This window comes from Pseudomonas sp. MWU13-2100, assembly GCF_023242365.1.
In the GTDB taxonomy this organism is placed as follows: Bacteria; Pseudomonadota; Gammaproteobacteria; order Pseudomonadales; family Pseudomonadaceae; genus Aquipseudomonas.
In genome coordinates, this window is the sequence record NZ_JALLIX010000026.1 from 52,616 (window position 1) to 72,881 (window position 20,266).

At 64.1% G+C, this 20,266-nt stretch carries 11 protein-coding genes and 1 tRNA gene; 10 read left to right on the forward strand and 2 right to left on the reverse strand.

Going from position 1 to position 20,266, the window contains the following annotated elements; genetic code table 11:
* Position 1: 1 nt before the first annotated feature.
* Positions 2 to 715 (reverse strand): response regulator transcription factor, encoded by a 714-nt coding sequence (locus M5B99_RS18460; protein ID WP_248805381.1) that lies wholly within the window; start codon positions 713 to 715, stop codon positions 2 to 4.
* 234 nt (positions 716 to 949) lie between these two features.
* Here M5B99_RS18460 and M5B99_RS18465 point away from each other — a divergent pair, with 234 nt between their 5' ends.
* The 8 genes from M5B99_RS18465 to M5B99_RS18500 all read left to right on the forward strand — a co-directional run bounded on the left by M5B99_RS18465 (position 950) and on the right by M5B99_RS18500 (position 16,792).
* Positions 950 to 1,201 carry a hypothetical protein gene (locus tag M5B99_RS18465; RefSeq protein WP_248805382.1) on the forward strand — a complete coding sequence of 84 codons (252 nt, stop codon included), beginning with the start codon at positions 950 to 952 and terminating at the stop codon, positions 1,199 to 1,201.
* Between the two features lie 329 nt (positions 1,202 to 1,530).
* The gene (locus M5B99_RS18470; protein ID WP_248805383.1) at positions 1,531 to 2,529 is read left to right on the forward strand and encodes a FecR domain-containing protein; all 999 of its coding nucleotides are present in this window, start codon (positions 1,531 to 1,533) and stop codon (positions 2,527 to 2,529) included.
* An 18-nt stretch (positions 2,530 to 2,547) separates the two neighbouring features.
* A complete protein-coding gene (locus M5B99_RS18475) occupies positions 2,548 to 4,857 on the forward strand; it encodes a CHASE2 domain-containing protein (protein WP_248805384.1) in 2,310 nt (769 codons plus the stop codon).
* Between the two features lie 184 nt (positions 4,858 to 5,041).
* Positions 5,042 to 7,522: a poly-beta-1,6 N-acetyl-D-glucosamine export porin PgaA gene (gene pgaA / locus M5B99_RS18480; protein ID WP_248805385.1), complete on the forward strand. Its 2,481-nt coding sequence runs from the start codon at positions 5,042 to 5,044 to the stop codon at positions 7,520 to 7,522.
* Positions 7,523 to 7,534: 12 nt separating this feature from the next.
* Positions 7,535 to 9,532, forward strand: a complete 1,998-nt coding sequence (gene pgaB / locus M5B99_RS18485; RefSeq protein WP_248805386.1) for a poly-beta-1,6-N-acetyl-D-glucosamine N-deacetylase PgaB — start codon at positions 7,535 to 7,537, stop codon at positions 9,530 to 9,532.
* A gap of 3 nt (positions 9,533 to 9,535) precedes the next feature.
* On the forward strand, positions 9,536 to 10,891 hold the full coding sequence (gene pgaC / locus M5B99_RS18490) for a poly-beta-1,6-N-acetyl-D-glucosamine synthase (RefSeq protein ID WP_248805387.1): 1,356 nt from the start codon (positions 9,536 to 9,538) through the stop codon (positions 10,889 to 10,891).
* Positions 10,888 to 11,391 (forward strand): poly-beta-1,6-N-acetyl-D-glucosamine biosynthesis protein PgaD, encoded by a 504-nt coding sequence (pgaD, locus tag M5B99_RS18495; RefSeq protein WP_248805388.1) that lies wholly within the window; start codon positions 10,888 to 10,890, stop codon positions 11,389 to 11,391. Before pgaC ends, pgaD begins: the two co-directional genes overlap by 4 nt.
* A 109-nt stretch (positions 11,392 to 11,500) precedes the next feature.
* Positions 11,501 to 16,792: a dermonecrotic toxin domain-containing protein gene (locus M5B99_RS18500; RefSeq protein WP_248805389.1), complete on the forward strand. Its 5,292-nt coding sequence runs from the start codon at positions 11,501 to 11,503 to the stop codon at positions 16,790 to 16,792.
* A gap of 89 nt (positions 16,793 to 16,881) precedes the next feature.
* On the opposite strand, the gene M5B99_RS18505 is transcribed toward M5B99_RS18500, so the two are convergent.
* Positions 16,882 to 16,958, reverse strand: a tRNA-Arg gene (locus M5B99_RS18505).
* A 398-nt stretch (positions 16,959 to 17,356) separates the two neighbouring features.
* Between M5B99_RS18505 and gabD the strand changes: the two genes are divergently transcribed.
* Entirely contained in the window at positions 17,357 to 18,799 is a 1,443-nt protein-coding gene (gene gabD / locus M5B99_RS18510; RefSeq protein WP_121135848.1) for an NADP-dependent succinate-semialdehyde dehydrogenase, read from the forward strand.
* A gap of 174 nt (positions 18,800 to 18,973) precedes the next feature.
* Positions 18,974 to 20,257, forward strand: coding sequence for a 4-aminobutyrate--2-oxoglutarate transaminase (gene gabT, locus M5B99_RS18515; RefSeq protein ID WP_248805390.1), 1,284 nt, complete (start codon positions 18,974 to 18,976; stop codon positions 20,255 to 20,257).
* The last annotated feature ends 9 nt before the right edge of the window (positions 20,258 to 20,266 follow it).

Here is a 20,266-nt window from a genome sequence, read left to right on the forward strand (position 1 = left end):
TTCAGCCGCCGGTGACGTTTTCCAGTCGGTACCCATAGCCATAGATCGTCAGCAACTGCCAACCGTGTTCGGCGGTCAGGCCCAGCTTGTTGCGCAGGCGATAGATATGGGTATCGAGGGGGCGCGAGGAGAGCATTTCCTCATGGGGCCAGAAGCGCTCATAGAGGTACTCGCGCGACAGCGGTCGGCCGAGGTTGCTGAACAGGCAGCGTGCCAGGCGATACTCACGCTCGGTCAGGTTGACCGGGCGGCCTGAACGGGTCACGGTCAGTTCGGCATCGTCGAAACTCAAATCATCGAAGGTGACGATTTCGCCGGTGCTGCGGCGCTGCCCGGCATGCCGGCGCAGTACCGCGTTGATCCGCGCCTTGAGTTCGTTGGCGCGGAACGGTTTGCTCACGTAATCGTCGGCGCCACTGCCCAGGGCCAGGACGATATCGCTTTCGGCATCACGGCTGGTGAGCATGATCGCCGGCGGCGGCACTTCCATGTGCTCGCGGGTCCAGCGCAGCAGCGCCAGGCCGCTGAGGTCCGGCACCTGCCAGTCGAGAATCAGCAAGTCAAAGGTTTCCCGACGCAGCTGGCGCAACAGGTCCTCGCCGCGCTCGAAACCGTGCAGGGTCCAGGGGGCTTCCCCGACACCGGCCATCTGCCCCAGGGTCTGTTCGACCCGGTGCAGTTCGGCGGGCTCGTCGTCGAGTATGGCGACACGCATGTCTGGACCTTTCTCCCGTTTAGCCACGGATCTGTCTTCAAAGCAGGACTCTACAGGCTATTTCCTACAAGGAAGTCTGTAAGTCGACCCTCAAATCTGAACAATTCTGGCGAATTCCTCAAGGGCGAGCGGTGGCTGGCTAGGCTGATGTCAAATGGCTTTTACCCGGCGTACCGTGCCCCTTGTGGGGGGCAGACGCAGGGTAGCGACTTGCACGGTCAAGGAGAAGGATTCATGGGCAGTCCCTTTCGTTTCAGCGGTTTGCCATCCTGGGCGGTACCCGGGTTGTTGTCCGGATTGAGCCTGTGTCTTGGTTTCAGTTTTGTGCTCGGGCTGTTCCATTACGGGGCCGCGCGTCCAGTGTTGGTGTCCGAGCAACTGCCCGTGGCGCCCAAGGGCCGATGGATAGCCCCCTTCGCCGCGCCGACGCTGTGGACGACCGGTGAAGCTATCAGCCCACGGGAACAGCCGCGCTGGGTGTTCTGAAGATTCTCCGGCAATTCTGAACAAATCTGACAGATTCACCGGTCGCGCTGATTTTGCCCATAGAGTAGACCCAGTAATACAGGGGCACTTTGGAGCAAGTCCGACCCATGGACGGGTGGCGGTTCGGATCCACACGGACCGCCGCCAAGGGACGGTCAGGATGTCCTCCCTTGGCCATTTTTCCGTCACACCCTGGCGTGCATTCATACGACGCAACACAGTGCGGTCAGGGTGACCGGGGGAGCTGTGGCATGATGGGCCCGGATGGTGTTCTGCCATCGTTCCTTTACTTCGATCCTGCTCCCTCCAGAGCCTGAGCGGCCAAGCCCATGAGCGAACGCTTTTTTTCGCAGCCTCCTGTTCCTGTTCTTCTGTCCCGGCCGAACCTGCGTCTGCTACTCGGTGCGGCCTTCTACCTGTTCATTCACAATGCCCTGGCGGCCCCGCCGGCCCTGCGCGCGCCTTACCTCGACCGTGAACAGCAATGCCGTGCGCAACCGTTTCCGGCGGTGGTGCTGCACTTGGCGGGCGAGGCCTGGAAGCTGGATGCCAAGGGCAAGCAACTGGCCCTGGAAGAGGGGATGAGCCTGGAGGAGCACGAAGGGGTGAGAACCTCAGGCAATGCCTTTGTCAGCCTGGTGCTGGGTGACGGTTCGCGGATCGTGCTGCCTTCCAACTCGCAGGTGCGGCTGGAGCTGGACGAGACGCAGTCAGTCCCGCAAGTACAGCTCGAACAAGGTCAGGTCGAGTCCTATGTGATCAAGCGTGTCAGCGAGCATGATCGCTTCCAGATTCGGACCTCGGTCGGGGTGCTCGGGGTACGTGGTACGCACTTTCGCACCCGCAGTGAAGACGGTCAGGCACTGGTCGAAGTGCTTGACGGCCAGGTCGCGGTGAGCCGCGCCGAAGCGCCGCCGGCACCCGGCACCCAGGCTCGGAGCAAGCTGCCCGTTGCCGGCGGGCCTGCGGTCAAGGTCAACGCCCGGCAGGGGCTGAGGATCCAGGACAAGGGCGAACTCAAACCGGTCGACCTGCTGCCCGCCCCACGCCTGCTCGGGCAGGACGGCCAGCGCGGCGACAAGCCGGTCTGGCAGCTCTTTCTCCAGCCCTTGGACGGCGCCCGGCGCTACCGGGCGCAGGTCGCCACCGACGCGGCGTTCCTCAATATCAAGCAGGAGCGGTTTTCCAGCACCCCGGATATCCGCTTCAGCGGTTTGCAGGCGGCGTTCTACCATGTGCGGCTGTCGGCATTCGACGAGCAGGGACTTGAGGGCCAGACTGGGGTCTACGATATCTACTACTGGCCCAGGACGGTTCATGAGCAATAGCTGCGGTATCCGGCGTTCATGAGGCTGTGGCGACGGCACGAGGGACGCGAGCCGACGCAGGCGCAACGGCTGTTCCATGGCTTGTTGCGCGAATGGTTGCTGGTGGGCGTGTTGTTGCTGCCGCTGACCGCTGCGCTCTCCTTGGGCCAGGACCTGGCGTTCAGTCATTTTCTCTACGACCGCTTGAGCCGCCTGAGTCCCTTGCCGGTCGATCCACGGATCCTCCTGGTCACCATTGATGAGCGTAGTCTTGAGGCCCTGGGACGCTGGCCCTGGCCGCGCAGCGTGCATGCCGAACTGCTCGAGCGCTTGAGCGCGGCGCAGCCCCGGGGAGTGCTGTTCGATGTGATTTTCAGCGAGCCGGAGGCTGCGGGCAGTGGCGACGAGCGCCTGGCCCGGGCCCTGTGTCGCGCCGGCAATGTGGTCTTGCCGCTGTTGCGCGAAGGTGTGCCGCGCTTTGCCACGGCGCTGGAGGAAATCGGGCCGATCGAACCGTTGCGGCGCTGTGCCAGGGCGGTCGGTCATATCAATGTCGAAGCGGATAACGACGGGGTGATACGCGGGGTGTTCCTGCGTGAAGGTCCGCTCCACCAACCTCGTGAGCAGTTGGCCTGGCTGGCCTATCAGATGGCGCTGCCAGTGGCCGAGCGGCAACCGATGCCAGGTACCGGGGACGTTTCCGAACGCGATGGATGGCAGCGGCAGAACGCCATTCTGGTGCCCTTTATCGAGACTGCCGGCGGTTTCCCCAGTGTGCCCTACATCAGCGTGCTGCGCGGTGAGGTGCCGGCGGCGCTGCTGCGCGATCGGCTGGTCCTGGTGGGCGCCACCGCGCCGGGCCTGGGGGACCGGTATGTCACGCCGGTGTCCGAGCAGGCCGGCACCACCGCCGGGGTGGAGATCCAGGCGAACCTGCTCAATGGCCTGTTGCAGCAGCGCAGTATTGTCGAGTTGGCGCCACTGCCGGGCATGCTGTTGTCGGTGTTGGCGGTGGCACTCCTGCTGGGCGGGTTGCTGCTGCGTGCGCGTTATGCCGTGTGGCTGACGCTCGGTAGCATGGTGACGGTGCTGCTGGCGGCCTGGGGACTGTTGCGGCTCGGCCTGTGGTGGTCGCCGGCCGCCAGCCTGAGCGGCTTTCTGCTGGCTTACCTGATCTGGAACTGGCGGCGCCTGAGTGCGGTGCTGGCCTACTTCGGTTGGGAATTGGCCCGGCTGAACGATGAGCCCCAGGTGCTGCCCGAACGGAGAAGGCCCGTGCTGCCCAAGGGTGATGTGCTGCATGGCCGCATCGCCGCCCTGGAGCAAGCCCTCGGACGCACCCGCGATACCCGGCGGTTTATGGCCGATGGCCTGGAATGCCTGCCCGTGGCCACGCTGATCACCGACACCCGGGGCCAGGTACTGCTCGCCAACCGCAGCGCGCGTGACCTGCTGGGGCCCGCGCTGCTGGGCAAGGACTGGCTCGATTGCCTGGCGGACCTGGGCTTTCCCGGCATTGAAGGGCCGGCGCGCCGCGCATTGGCCGAACTGGTGAGCCAGGAGTTTTGCGACAGCCGCCAGCGCACCCTGCACCTGGACCTGGCACCGCTGCTGTCGGCGGAAGATGAAGTCGCCGTCGGCTGGCTGTTCAGCCTTGCGGACCTGAGTCTTGCGCGTGAGGCCGAGCAGCAGCGGGCGACCCTGTTGCGCTTTCTGTCCCATGACCTGCGGGCGCCGCACTCGGCGATCCTGGCGTTGCTGGAAGTGCAGCGCGCGCAGCACGACGATGCGCCGGTCTATCGCCAGATCGAACAGCAGGTGCGCCGGGCCCTGGGCCTGACCGAGTCCTTCGTGCACCTGGCCAAGGCCGAGTCGCAGGCTTACAGCTTCGAGCCGGTGCTGTTCGCCATGCTGGTGCTGGATGCCTTCGACCAGGTGGCGCCATTGGCCCGGCTCAAGGGCATCGTGCTGCGCCATCGGCTCGACGAGGTCGACGAAAGCCTGGTCCGGGCCGATGCCTCACTGCTGACCCGGGCGCTGTTCAACCTGCTGGAAAACGCCATCAAATACAGCCCCTCCGGCACCTGTGTCAGCCTCGACGTGGAGGTGGCGGATAACCGGCTGACCTGTGGCATCAGCGATCAGGGCCCGGGCATCGGCGCACAGGCGTTACCGCAGCTCTTCGATCCCTATAAACGCTTTGCCGGCGCCGATGACACCGAAGGCCTGGGCCTGGGTTTGTCGATGGTCAAGGCGGTGATCGACCGGCATGAAGGGCGAATTCATTGCGTCAGCGTCGAGGGGCAGGGCACAACGTTCAGGTTTTGCCTGCCCCTCTGGAAAGATTGACCGCGCGGCGCCGCGGGTCGTTTGCACTGACACCGACTTGAATCAATCTTGGCTTTGGTTTTTTGGTCTACCCTTCCAATGGACGACAGGCGGGTGACGTGTTCGACCTCTGTCGCCGGGCTCCCCTGTGTGTCTGCATCAGGCAGGAGCATTGAACTCCGGCTGTCATTGGGGAAAGGACGATATGCCGCGTAATGCTCTGCTCTGCCTGGGTGGCAGATTACACCCTTTGCTGGGGATGGCTTTGTGCAGCCAACTGCTCTGGCCCCTCAATGCCTGGGCCGATGCGTCCTACGACCAGCTTATCCGGCAAGCCCGTGATGGCAGTTACACGCCGGCGCTGGTGTACTTGCGCCAGCTGCCCCCGCCGCAACAATCCGTCGGCCAGATCAGCGATCACTTGCAGATCGCCAGCTGGGCCGGGCTGGATACCGAAGTGATCAGCGTCTATGAAACCCAGGGAGCCCGGCGGACCTTGCCGACCCAGGCCTTGACCGCTGTCGCCCGCGCCTATCGCAACCTGAAGCGCTGGGATGAGGCCGAGCGCCTGTATCGCCAGGCCCTGGAGCGCGAACCGCGGAATGCCGACCTGCAACTGGGCCTGGCGATTACCGAGGCCGATGGCGGTGACCCACAGGACGCGGTGCGCCGGGCGCGCGAGCAGGTCGCCAGGCAACCCGATGACCCGTCCCGGCGCATGGCCCTGGGGTATGCGCTGACCCGCTCGGGCGCTGACAGTGACGCCTTGTTCGAATACGACCAGGCCTTTGTCCGGGCTTCGGATAAACCCGAGGTGATACGTGAATACCTGTTCGCCCTGGAGCGCGCGCGCCTGCCGGAACCGGCCCTGCGCCTGGCCCAGCGGCACCCCGGGCTGATCGACGCGGTCGCAACCCGGCGTCTCGAAGGCGAACTGGCGGCTGAACGGGTTCGCCTGGCCGAGTTGCCGACCCGCACCGAGCAGGAACGCTTTGTCGTCGCCGATCGTGCCTTGGCCGATTACGACCGCTTGCTCGCGGCCTGGTCCGCGGATCCGCGGGCCCATGACGATGTGGTGCATTGGCGCATCGATCGCCTGGGCGCGCTCAAGGCCCGCTCGCGCAATGCCGATGTGCTGAGCGAGTACCAGAAGTTGCTCGATGAAGGGGTGACGGTGCCGCCCTACGCCCTGCGCTGGATTGCCTCGGCCTATCTCGCCGTACGCGAGCCGGAGAAGGCCGTGGCGCTGTATCGGCAGATCCTCTCGGCGCCGACTGCGGACCCCGTCGACCAGGCGGGCGATACCTCGGCGCTGGTCTATGCCCTGATTGAAAGCGACCAGCCGGAAGAGGCTCGCTCGTTGGCGCAAGCCCTGGCGATCACCGTACCGCCGCGCTTGCAGCTCAAGGGCGTGCCGGGCGGCGTTCCCAACGATGCCTGGCTGGACGCCCAGCAACTGGCGGCACAGATGGGGCAGCACAACGGCGATCTACCCGCCAGCGAGCAAGGTCTGGACGCGCTGGTGGCACAGGCTCCGGGGGCGGTCGACTTGCGGGTGGCCCAGGCCGATATGTACCTGGCCCGCGCCTGGCCACGGCGTGCAGAGGCCTTGAACAAGGAAACCGAAAGCGAGGCACCGCGCGACCTGGGGCTGGAAGTGGCCCAGGCCAACACCGCCCTGGCGTTGCAGGAGTGGCGCCAGCTCGATGTGCTCACCGATGACGTCGCCGTCCGGTTTGCCGAGAGCCTGCAGGTCCAGCGCCTGGAGCGTCTGCGGGAAGTCCATGACATGGCCGAGCTGCGGGTCGAGGCCTATACCGGCAAGAGTTTCGGTGGCGGTGCCACCGGTGCCGGAGCGGTTACCGGCAGCCGCGACTACGGGATTGAAAGCACGCTCTACAGCCCGCCGATCAGTGACGACTGGCGGCTGTTCACCGGTGCCGGCTACGCCTTCGGTCGGTTCACCGAAGGCGACGCCCGGCGCCGTTGGCAGCGTCTCGGGGTGGAGAATCGCTCCCGCGACATGACCCTCGAGGCCGAGGTGTCCAACCAATCCTACGGCTACGGCGACAAGCTCGGCGCGCGCCTGGCGGCAGCCTTCAATATCGACGATCACTGGCAATACGGCGGCAGCCTTGAACGACTGTCGGCGGCGACACCGTTGCGCGCCTTGAACAGCGACATCAGCGCCAATTCGGCGAGTGCGTTCCTGCGTTGGCGCGCCGACGAAAGTCGCGAATGGAAACTGGCGTTCACACCCTCGCATTTCAGCGACGGCAACAATCGCACCGAGACCCTGCTCACCGGCCGCGAAGGCATCTACAGCACAGCGCATGTGCAGGTGGACCTGGGCCTGGAGGTCGGCACCAGCCACAACAGCAAGAGCGAAGATGTGCCGTACTTCAACCCCAAGACCGACTTCAGCGTGCTGCCGACGGTGAACGTCAACCACGTTCTCTATCGCCGCTACGAGACCCAGTGGAGCCAGCAATTCCAGATTGGCGTCGGGGCCTACAGCCAGCGCGATTACTCGACGGGCGCGGTCGCGCTGCTGGGCTACGGCCAGCGGGTGAGCTGGAACGATGTACTGGAGGCCGGGGCCAACCTGAGTTGGATCAGTCGGCCCTATGACGGTGACCGCGAACGCGACGTGCAACTGACCGTCGACCTGACTTACCGCTTCTAGAAGGGATTGATGATGCCTTGGATCACGCGTTGCGTCCTGTTGCTGGGAGCCTTGCTGGTCGGCGCCTGTGCGCAGAAGCCTGCCGAGTTTGTCGCCCCCGCGCAACGGGCGGTGCCGGTCAATGAAGCGCCTTGGCCGAAAAATCATTTTCTCAGCCTGACCTACCATGACATCGAGGACAGCGACCCGGATCAGGCGGTAGTCGCGGTGCGCACGGAGCGACTGCTCGAACAGCTGGCGTGGTTGAGGGAGAACGGCTATCGGCCGGTGACCGTGGACCAGATCCTGGCGGCGTGCAATGGTGGGCCGGAGTTGCCGCCGAGGGCGATCCTGCTGACCTTCGACGACGGTTATGCAAGTTTCTACACCCGCGTGATGCCGCTGCTCAGGAGCTATCAATGGCCGGCCTTGCTGGCCCCGGTCGGCGTCTGGATCGATACCCCGGCGAATAAACCGGTGAATTTCGCCGGTGAACTGCGCCCGCGCTCCGAGTTTCTGAACTGGGCCCAGATCAAGGAAATAGCGGCCTCCGGCCAGGTGGAAATCGTCGCCCACACCGATGCCAGCCACCAGGGTTTGCTCGCCAATCCCCAGGGTAACCTGCAGCCGGCGGCGGCGACCCGGCGCTACGATGCGGCCACTGGCCGTTACGAAAGCGAGGCCGATTTCGAGGCCCGCCTGCGGGCGGATGTGGTCGCCATCTCGACCAAGATTCGCGCCGCCACCGGTTATTCGCCACGGGTCTGGGTCTGGCCCTACGGCACCGCCGACGGCACTGCATTGAAAGTGATCGAGGGCCAGGGCTACAAACTGGCGCTGACCCTGGACGATGGCATCGACAGCCTCGATCAACTGCTGAACAGCCCGCGTCTGTTGGTGGCGGCGGACCCGGACGGGTCTCACTACGCCAGCGCTGTTGTCGCGGTGCAGAACCGCTTGCCGATGCGCGTGGTGCATGTCGATCTGGACAACGTTTACGACCCGGACCCGGTCCAGCAGGAAGCCAACCTCGGCAAGCTGGTCCAGCGCATGGCGGATATGGGCGCCAATACCGTGTTCCTGCAGGCATTCGCCGATCCCGCCGGTGATGGCCTGGTGCATGCGTTGTACTTCCCCAACCGCCATTTGCCGATGCGCGCCGACCTGTTCGACCGGGCCGCCTGGCAATTGCGCACCCGGGCCCACGTCAAGGTCTTCGCCTGGATGCCGGTGCTCAGTTTTGCCCTGGATGAAAAGTTGCCGCGGGTAACGCGCTGGGACCCGGCCACCGGACAAACCGCGGTTGACCCGAAACAGTACCGGCGCCTGTCGCCGTTCGACCCGGACGTGCGGCGGATCATTGGCGAGATCTACCAAGACGTGGCCCGGCTGACCTCGGTCGACGGCATTCTCTATCACGACGATGCCGTACTCTCGGACTTCGAGGATGCCAGCCCGCAGGCGCTGCGCACCTACGCCGCCAATGGCCTGCCGGGCACGATCAGCGCCCTGCGCGGCGATCCGGCGACGCTGCAACGCTGGACGCGGTTCAAGAGCCGCTACCTGATCGATTTCACCCGCGAGCTGACCGCCAAGGTCCGCGCCATTCGGGGGCCGCAGGTGCAGACCGCGCGTAATCTGTTCATCGAGCCGGTGATCGATCCGCAGAGTGAAACCTGGTTCGCCCAGAACCTTGATGACTTCCTCGCCAGTTACGACTGGACCGTGCCCATGGCCATGCCGCTGATGGAAGGGCAGAGCGAGAAGCAGGCGGGTGAGTGGCTGGAGGCGCTGGTCGGCAAGGTCAAGCAACGCCCCGGCGCGCTGGATCGTACGGTATTCGAGCTGCAGGCCCGGGACTGGCGGCAGAAGCCCGCGACGGACCTCGACGGCGAGTTGCTGGCGGACTGGATGGGCCGGCTCAAACGGCAGGGCGCCAGCAGTTTCGGTTATTACCCGGACAATTTCCTGGATGAGCGCCCGGCTGTGCAGGCCGTGCGCCCGGCACTTTCCAACAAATGGAATCCTTAGATCATGATGGATCGAATCCTGGCTCTGATCGTCCTGGCGCTGGTCCTGGGCTTTCCCCTCGGCGTGATTTTCCTGGTCACCGGGCAATTCCTGATGGACTTCGTGTTTTTCTACCCGTTGTTCATGTCGGGCTTGTGGATGGCCGGCGGCCTGTACTTCTGGCTGCATTGGGAGCGCCACTGGCCCTGGGAAGCCGATACCCTGCCCCCGCCGCTGGCGGGTGAGCCGCTGATCTCGATCCTGGTTCCTTGCTTCAACGAAAGGGAGAATCTCACCGAGACCATCGAGGCCGCGCTGGCCCAGCATTATCCGAACATCGAAGTGATCGCGATCAATGACGGTTCCAAGGACGATACCGGCCAGTTGCTCGATAACCTCGCGCTGTTGGACCCGCGCCTGCGCGTGATCCACCTGGCGCACAACCAGGGCAAGGCGGTGGCCCTGCGCATGGGAGCCGTGGCGGCTCGCAGCGAGTACCTGGTGTGCATTGATGGCGACGCCTTGCTGGCGCCGGACACGGCGGCTTATCTGGTGGCGCCGATGCTGGAGAACGCCCGCCTGGGCGCGGTGACCGGCAATCCGCGGATCCGCACCCGCTCGACCTTGATCGGGCGAGTCCAGGTTGGCGAATTTTCCTCGATCATCGGCTTGATCAAACGGACGCAGCGGGTCTTCGGACGGATCTTCACCATCTCCGGGGTGATCTGTGCCTTCCGCCGTACGGCGCTGGACCGGGTCGGCTACTGGAGCCCGGACATGATCACCGAAGACATCGATATCAGCTGGAAGCTGCAGTTGGATCACTGGAGCATTTTCTACGAGCCGCGGGCATTGTGCTGGATCCTCATGCCGGAGACCCTGCGCGGACTTTGGAAACAGCGGCTGCGTTGGGCCCAGGGCGGCGCCGAAGTGTTGTTCAAGAACATCCGCGGTATTTGGCGGTGGAACCATCGTTACCTGTGGCCGTTGTTGTTCGAGTACTGCCTGTCGACCGGCTGGGCGTTTACTTTCCTGTTGTCGATCCTTTTCTACGGCGTGGGCCTGTTCGTCGAACTGCCGCCCTCGATTGTCGTGCACCGCATCGTGCCGCCGGCCTTTACCGGACTGCTGCTGGCGATAGTCTGCCTGGGGCAGTTCGCGGTCAGCGTGTTGATCGACCGCCGCTACGAAAGAGACCTGTGGAAAATCATGTTCTGGGTGGTCTGGTACCCGCTGGTGTTCTGGTTTATCAGCTTCTTCACCACCCTGGTCAGCTTTCCCCGGGTGTTGTTCGGCCAGGGTGGCAAGCGGGCCCGCTGGGTCAGCCCGGACCGGGGGATCAAGCCGGTCGACGACGACAAGCAGAAGGTGCGCTCATGAAAATCATCAGAACCCGCCAACGGCCACTGATGTTGGCAGTCGATGTGCTCCTGACCATACTGGCCTGGGTCGGTTTGTTGTACCTGTTGATCCAGGGACTGTGGCCATTGTTCGACGGGCATGCGGGGCCGCGGATCGATATCTCGTTCTTCGAGGCCCTCAATACCTTGCAGGTCTATCTGTGGATCGGCCTGTTGAATGCGGCGGTGCTGATTGCCTGGGCGCGCTACCAGCAGCGCAAGAGTCGTGGCTACTCCCGGCGTCGTTTACCGGCGCCGGTGGTCGACGATGAGGGCTTGAGTCGCAGCTTTGAACTCAGCGAGGACAACTTCGCGCGGATGCGCCAGTCGGCGACGATGATCGTGCACAACGATGAGCACGGCGGGGTCATTGAAGTGCTGAGCCCCCCGTATCGCGTTGAACCGCAAGAGCCGCAACCGCTGGCCCCGCCGGTCATGCGGCTGCCGTCGGACGATGACGGCAACCGGCCACTCCCGTAGCGCCGGTTCGAAGCGATGCCGCCAGCCTTGCAGCTTAACTATCTACTGCACGGACACGTCCTGGCGCGCTCTACGCTTTTCCCTTTTTCCACGGAACAAGGGAACGCCTATGAACACCCCCATAGAGGAACCTCCCAGGGAGCCTGTTGAGTCGGCCAACGCTGCTGCAACAGCGGTTTTACCCGACCCCAATGGCGCCACCCTGGAGCGCCTCGGCGAAAAACTCCGCGCCCATCTCGCGAGCGCGGACCGCCCCAGCCTGTTGCTCAACCGGCTCCAGGCGGCGTTGGTGCGTGGGCTTGATAGCCAGCACCAGCTCAAGAAGCTCTTCGAGCGGGCACCGCGGATCGGTATGCTGCTCAAGCAGATCCTGACCGAGGCCTTCGGGCACGATCCGCACACGTTGCTGTTCACCCCGCCGTTGCGTTGCGGCGACGGGAAGACGGCGCGGACCCTGGCGCAGGTAGCCTTGTCGCTGTTGCGCAATCCGTTCCTGGCCCTGGCGCCCGGCCATGCCGTGCGCCTGAGTCTGGCTGACGAGCCGGAGACAGTCTTGCCGCTGGAACCGGAGCAGGTTCTGGCGCGTCTGAAGACCCTGGGGCTGTCCTCCAGGCTCGACACGGCCCTGCGCAGCTATTGGTATCAGCCGGCCTGCGATAGCGACGTCTCGCGACGTGAGCGTCTGATCGAACTGCACAAGCTACTGTTCCACGACAAGGCGCTATTGGCCCATGGTGTCGACGGGTTGTCGGCGGCTGCCTTCAATATGCTGATGGGCCTGCTGGATGCCCCGACCCCTGAAGCGCGAGCGCTTGCAGGTGGCCGTTGGGGGCGGCTCAGGGTGTCGGAGCTGGTTTGGCCGGGAACGGGGGCGGCGGCGCTGGCCTTGAGTGGAGCCTTGCATCTCCAGGGGAGCGGTAGCGCGGAGCGGAGCAGGCAGGTGCTCTTCGTGCCCGGTGTGTCCGAGGAGTTCTTCGAGTTTGCCAGCCGCGCCGAGATGCAACAGCGGCTCCCGGAACGGTTCAACGCACCGGGCAATTATCGACTCTGGCAGTTGCTCGCGCTGCAGGAGCGCCATCAGCTATTTCCCCAAGCGGATCAGCCGGCCCTGGCTTACCGTTTCCAGGCGTCTGCCGAGCTCTCCGGCGATGCCCTGGCCCACAGCGCCTTGAGCCGGTTGGACACGCAGTTGGCCAACGAGTGGGCCGCCGCCTTGCTGCTCAACACGGCGTACATGCTGCCCGATGGCGTGGTCGATGCCGGCCGCCTGACATCGTTGCAGGCCGTTGAGGCCATGCAGGATTCACGCGTGGCACTGACCGGTTTGCCGCCCCTCGGGACGTCGATTGCGCAGTTACTACGACGCGACGAGCAGCGCCGAATGCTCGAGATCAGCTTCGGCAGCCTGGCCGCGGACCTTCCCGTGCGCCTGCGCCAGAGCAAGGTCCGGCAGCAGGAGCGCGGTCTGCTCAAGCGGCTTGATGAACAGGACCTGGGGCGCGAGACCCCGGCCTACAGCGAGCTGCTGGCGCGGCATAAGCTTTGGCGTCAGCAGGCGGCTGAGGTCCAGGGCCTGCTGCAGAACCGGGAAGGGCATGCGCGGTCGGAGTTCTGGAGTACCCGGGACAAGGAAGGGCGCGATCTTTCCGGCAAGTTGCTCGAGGGACGCGGCCAGGGACTTTTGCACGAGGCGCAGTTGCAGCATCAGCTCGGGCTGATCGATCAGAAAGAGCTGGCGCGGGTGCTCGATATGCTGCCACAGCCTTGGGTCGAGGTCCGGGCGGCCAGTGATACACGGGTCGTCACTATCTCCCTGGGGCCGACGGACTCGCCTTGGTCGTTGGCGGGGGCCTGTGCCATCAGTACCCGACAAGCGCTGGCCGATTCACGCTCGGGGGCGTCGGTGCTGCTGTTCGTGCCGGGACGGCTGGGTGGGCTGCAACGCTTCATGACCCTCGACAGTCTCTCGCAACGCCTGGACATCAGCCTGCGCAGCCCGGAGTCCGAAAGCTTCTGGCCGCTGATCGCCCGGGACCGGCGTAGTGAGGCGCGTAGCTGGGTGCGCAGGCTGCCTGTCGGCGAACGGATTCCCATCCACTATCGGGCGGTTGAAACGGATGCCCTGCAACAAGGACTCCAGCAACAGATCCAGGACCACCTTCGGCTCTGCCGGCTGATCGAGGGCGGCTTGCGACCGTTTTGGGAAATCGCTGACGCCAGCAGTTCCCTGCAACTGCTGGCCCATGAGTTGGAGGAAAATCTTGGCGTCCCCGGGCACGAAGCCCGAGCGCGCGCGCTGGACAATGTTGCCGTCCTGCAACTCGGTGCCGTGCAGGCGCAGGGCCTGCCCGGCTGGGTGTCCGCGGCGTCACGGCTGGACCGCCAGCAGTACGCGCGACTGCTGACGCGCTACCAGAGAAGTGTGCAGGCCCTGGAGCTCAAGCTGGAACATCAGCTGCCAGACCTGGATGACTTCGCCCGTGGGAAAATCATCGAACGACTCAAGCAGGACGGTTTTTATCCGGGGCTGGATATCGACAAACCGCTGTTCGATCTTCCTGACAGTGTCGAGCGGGTGTGGGTTGGTCATCCTGAACGTGCGGCGGGCGAGGCGGGCCCGAAGACGGTGGTCAGTGAGTCGCGCCAGACCTACAGCTTCTTGCGCCTGGCCCTGGAAAACCTCGATCCGCAAGCACCCTGGACCAAGCGTCGGCTGCAGCATGGGCGAATTCTGGACCCCGCGTGGCGGCAACGCCTGAGCCCCGATTACCTGATCGCCACGATCTCGGCGCTGGACCTTGGGGGGCACTACGACACCCGGATCCAGCGGGCTTTTTACGGCGTCGATAATCCCCGGCAGGCGCCGCTGCGGGCGTTCGAGCAGGCGCTGTTGTACCGGCTGGTCCGGCAACGCGCCCACATGGAGTTGTTCAGTGCCCGGCAACAGGGGCTCAGCGACTGGGCCGCCGAGGTCTTCGAGAAGGCCCTGAATGCCGAGTTCGTCGCGGACCTGCGCACCGAGCAAGTCGAGCTCGAATTGCACTGCGTCACTTTTGCCGGCCGGACGTTTGCCCGGGCCCGGCATGTGGGCAATGCCGTGGCGATCCACGACAAGCTTTCCGGGAGAGCGCTGGTCTATCTGCCGGGTGCCCCGCATGAGCAGGTGCTGACGGAGCACATCGATTTGGCGGCCGCGCAACGGGCGCTGGTGAAGGTCGAGCAGGCGTCGCAACGGGTGGCGGACATTGTGCAAAGACTGGCGGCGGGCTGGGAGGCGGAAGTCATCGAGGGTTACCCGGTCGAGCAAGGTCCGGGGGCGGCGTGCTCAACGGGCCAGCTGCCCTTGCCCGCTGAGCGGGTGCCTTTGGTCCTGACACCCTTGGGGATTGACCCTGTTTCCACGCTCAACTCCGTTGCTCTGGTCAAGGCCATCAAGAGTTGGTGGAGCAGCGAGTCGGAGCAAGCGGTGCCGGACCCCATGGCGCTGGAAAAGGAGGTCAGGCGTGAGGTTGCGGAGAACCCGGGGCATTGGCTGAGTCTGAGGAAGATCCAGCGCTGCGACCTGTCGTTGATCCTGGCGCACGCCTTGGTCCTGAGGGCGCAGCAGCGGGCCCGGTCGATCTCCAACTCCGCCCGGCAACTGGCGCAGATCCGCGAACTGCGTGAGCGCGAGCAGCGCTCGGCCTACTGGCTCAGGGTGTTGTCGGTGGTGCCGGTGGTCAGTATTGCGGTCAACACCTATGAGGCCGCTGTGGCCTTGCGCCGTTTTCACCGCAGCGGCGACCCGCGCGATGCCTTCGAACTGTTCAAGGCGGCGCATATGACGCTGGTCGACGCCGTCCTGACCTTCTCTCCTGCGCGCTTGGCCAGCCGGCCGGCGCGGGTCGCCCATGGGCTCTGGCCGCGGGCGGCGCTGAAGACCATCGGTCGTCGACAGGCCCTTTCGCACAAGGGCGCGATGGCCTTGAAAAAAGTCGATGTCGCGGCCAAGCCCAGGCCGCTGCTCCCGGGGTATGACGCGAAGATCAGCGCGGATGATGCGCTCGCCCTGCACGGTCCGAGCAATGCCGGCAGCTATGTGAAAGACGGCGTGCAGTTCATCACTGACGGCAGCAACCGCTATGAGGTCTACCGGCCCAAGGGGGAAAGTGCCCTGCGCTTGAAGAAAACCGCCGCGCAGGACAATGAACTGGTACTGCATATCCACGAGCCGGGCGAATACCTGCTGCGCGCCGATGCCCCCGAGCCAATGCCCGGCCCCAGCCGGGGTATTTGGCACCGTCCCTGGGAGCAACCCGTGTCGCCGCCAGCCGCAACCGGTGCGCCGGTGCCGCAACTGGAATGGATGACCCGCCGGCCGGCCTTGTTGTCCTCGGACTGGAAGGCCTGGGGCTTGGCATTGGAGAGCGAGCAGGTTGTCGAGCTGTCGGCGTCCCGGGGGGTGTATCGCCGGCAAGCTGGCGTGGAGGCGCGCCTGTTGAAGCTCGGCGATCATTATTTCGAACTGCTTCCCGATGGCTCGGGGATTCATCCGGACATTGTTTTCCTGAAGCGTCCCGGTACGTTGGCCACGCACGCCCGAAACGACTTCAGCCACTGGTGGCGGCATTTGGATGAGCAGCCGGTTCCGGCCACCTTTGATCAGCGGAGCCAGACCTGGACGCCGCGCACGCCCTTGTTCAGCGTGCCGGCGGAGCAGTCCCTGGCGCAGCCCCTGGAGGGCATGATGCAATCCAGCCTGCGCAGGACGCTCCACCGGCTGATCGAGCGCGCCGATGTGCAGGGTTCGTCGGTGACCGCTACCCGCATGGTCGCGCTCAGGCGCACGCAAGAGGCCTGGGTCACGCGGGGGGTGGACATGCATGTGTTGTTCCGGGAGCTCGATGCCCGGCCTATCCGCTGGCGTAACCATTTTATCGGCGAGCCGGACGGGATAACGGATTTTTCCCGGTTGGATTTCCATCCGCCCCATGCGATCGACCAGCGGATCTTCGACGTCAGCGGCTTGCCTCGTATTGCCGACCTGGCACTCAATACCGAGCAGGCCGTGACGCCGATCCTGCGTCGCCACGGTTTTGTGGTGACCGAGATCCCGAAGGCCCGATCGTTCAATACGGTGAATCTGTTTTGCTCGCATCCGGGCACGGATCAGTTGTTCTACATCACGCTCAAATGGACCAAGCGCCGCTCGGTGGCCTTGCCGCGTTCCCGGGGAGCGCCGCAACAGTTGACGGATGAGTGGCTGCGCCGGATCGTCGAGCAGCGGACGATGAGCCAGCATCGACTGTTGCAACCGGTCAGGGCGGCGCTGGACCAAGGGCGTCTGGTGAAAATGGTCGCGGGCTTGCAGCGGGTGCCGGGGAGCGATCAGGTCGTGGTGTTTTTTGTCAGGGTGTTATAGGTCGCCCCGCGTGCATCCGCCGCGCGACTGCAGTGGCCTGAAAACAAAAATGCCCCGGATCAACGATCCGGGGCATTTTATTTTGCAGATGGTGCACCAGGCGGGATTCGAACCCACGACCCCTGCCTTCGGAGGGCAGTACTCTATCCAGCTGAGCTACTGGTGCTTGTGCGGGCGACATCATACCCATGTCGGCTCGGGGCGTCCATTCAGGTTTTGTCAGGAAATTCTCTCCATGGGTTTTCACCGGCCAAACGCCCTGTCTTGGTGACCTCGAACCGCATCGCGAGGGCTCCGGGATTCACGTTGATCAGAAAAGCCTCGCAAAAGCGCCATTTTCGTTCTTTTTTTCGAACAGACTATTGTCCTTTACCCCCATTGATCCTAGGATTCGTTTGAGATTTCAAACGCTCTTGTCTGGGTGCTGAACCGCACATCGATCGCATGTGCGCTATTTATGTGCTTCGGCCCGGTGAATGAATTTCCTGACGGCAGCCTCCAAGGCGCCTTTCCACAATCAATAATTCGCTGCGCGCAAGCGCGGTGCTGTTAAGGAAAGCCTACATGCAGCTCAAAGACACCCAGTTGTTCCGCCAGCAAGCCTTCATTGATGGGGCTTGGGTCGATGCGGACAACGGTCAGACGATCAAGGTCAACAACCCGGCCACCGGCGAAATCCTCGGTACCGTGCCAAAAATGGGCGCCGCCGAAACCCGTCGCGCCATCGAAGCCGCTGACAAGGCCCTGCCGGCCTGGCGTGCCCTGACCGCCAAAGAGCGTGCGAACAAGCTGCGTCGCTGGTATGAGCTGATCATCGAGAACCAGGACGACCTGGCGCGCCTGATGACCCTCGAACAAGGCAAGCCATTGGCCGAAGCCAAGGGCGAAATCGTCTATGCCGCCTCCTTCATCGAATGGTTCGCCGAAGAAGCCAAGCGCATCTACGGTGATGTGATTCCGGGCCACCAGCCGGACAAGCGCCTGATCGTGATCAAGCAGCCGATCGGTGTCACCGCCGCCATCACCCCGTGGAACTTCCCGGCCGCGATGATCACCCGTAAAGCCGGCCCGGCCCTGGCCGCCGGTTGCACCATGGTGCTCAAGCCGGCGTCGCAGACCCCGTTCTCGGCCTTCGCCCTGGCCGAACTGGCCCAGCGTGCCGGTATCCCGAAAGGCGTGTTCAGCGTGGTGTCCGGTAGCGCCGGCGACATCGGCAGCGAGCTGACCAGCAACCCGATCGTGCGTAAGCTGTCTTTCACCGGCTCGACCGAGATCGGTCGCCAACTGATGGCCGAATGCGCCAAGGACATCAAGAAGGTTTCCCTGGAGCTGGGCGGCAACGCTCCGTTCATCGTGTTCGACGACGCGGACCTGGACAAGGCCGTCGAAGGCGCGATCATTTCCAAGTACCGCAACAACGGCCAGACCTGCGTCTGCGCCAACCGCCTGTATATCCAGGATTCGGTCTACGACGCCTTCGCCGAGAAACTGAAAGTGGCGGTCGCCAAGCTGAAGATCGGCAATGGCCTGGAAGAAGGCACCACCACGGGTCCGCTGATCGACGAGAAGGCCGTGGCCAAGGTCCAGGAACACATCGCCGACGCCCTGAGCAAAGGCGCGACCCTGCTGGCCGGCGGCAAGTCCATCGAAGGCAACTTCTTCGAGCCGACCATCCTGGTGAACGTCTCCAAGGACGCCGCCGTGGCCAAGGAAGAAACCTTCGGTCCATTGGCACCATTGTTCCGCTTCAAGGACGAAGCCGAAGTGATCGCGATGTCCAACGACACCGAGTTCGGCCTGGCTTCCTACTTCTACGCCCGTGACCTGGGCCGGGTGTTCCGTGTGGCCGAAGCCCTGGAGTACGGCATGGTCGGTGTCAACACCGGGCTGATCTCCAACGAAGTCGCGCCGTTCGGCGGCATCAAGGCGTCGGGCCTGGGCCGTGAAGGCTCCAAGTACGGCATCGAAGACTACCTGGAAATCAAATATCTCTGCCTGGGTATCTAACCCAGTCAGGTGGTTCAGCGAGAGGGGCACGAGAGCGCTGCTCCTGTCGCGTTGCAAACGACACTTAGTGTGGCCGGAACGCGGTACCAGTCGATCATCGTATGCTGGTGCCGTGGGCTCCCTGCCGCGTCATCCTTGAACCACGCCGCCCGATGAGCGGTGAATGAGGACACCATGAGCAAGACCAACGCATCCCTGATGAAACGCCGCGAAGCCGCTGTACCCCGCGGCGTCGGCCAGATCCACCCGATCTTCGCCGACCACGCGAAGAACGCCACGGTGACCGACGTCGAAGGTCGTGAGTTCATCGACTTCGCCGGCGGTATCGCCGTGCTCAACACCGGTCACCTGCACCCGAAAATCATCGCCGCCGTGACCGAGCAGTTGAACAAGCTGACCCACACCTGCTTCCAGGTCCTGGCCTACGAACCCTACGTAGAGCTGTGCGAAAAAATCAACGCCAAGGTCCCGGGTGATTTCGCCAAGAAAACCCTGCTGGTCACCACCGGTTCCGAAGCCGTGGAAAACGCCGTGAAAATCGCTCGCGCCGCCACTGGCCGCGCCGGCGTGATCGCCTTCACCGGCGCCTACCACGGTCGCACCATGATGACCCTGGGCCTGACCGGTAAAGTCGTGCCTTACTCGGCCGGCATGGGCCTGATGCCAGGCGGCATCTTCCGCGCGCTGTACCCGAACGAACTGCACGGTGTAAGCATCGACGACTCCATCGCCAGCATCGAGCGCATCTTCAAGAACGACGCCGAGCCACGTGATATCGCCGCGATCATCATCGAGCCGGTCCAGGGCGAAGGTGGTTTCTACGTCGCGCCAAAAGAGTTCATGAAACGCCTGCGGGCCCTGTGCGACCAGCACGGCATCCTGCTGATCGCTGACGAAGTGCAAACCGGTGCCGGTCGTACCGGTACCTTCTTCGCCATGGAACAGATGGGCGTTGCCGCCGACCTGACCACTTTCGCCAAATCCATTGCCGGCGGCTTCCCGTTGGCCGGTGTCTGCGGCAAGGCCGAATACATGGACGCCATTGCTCCCGGCGGTCTGGGCGGAACCTACGCCGGTAGCCCGATCGCTTGCGCCGCGGCCCTGGCCGTGATGGAGGTGTTCGAGGAAGAGCACCTGCTGGATCGCTGCAAAGCGGTCGGCGAGCACCTGGTGACCGGCCTGAAGAAAATTCAGGCCAAGTACCCGGCGGTGATCGGTGAAGTGCGGGGCCTGGGCGCGATGATCGCGATCGAGCTGTTCGATGGCGGCGACAGCCACAAGCCGAACGCAGCGGCTGTGGCCCAGGTCGTGGCCAAGGCCCGTGACAAGGGACTGATCCTGCTGTCCTGCGGCACCTACGGTAACGTGCTGCGCGTACTGGTTCCGCTGACCTCGCCGGACGAGCAGTTGGACAAAGGCCTGGCAATCATCGAAGAGTGCTTCGCTGAACTCGCCTGAGTGGTGACG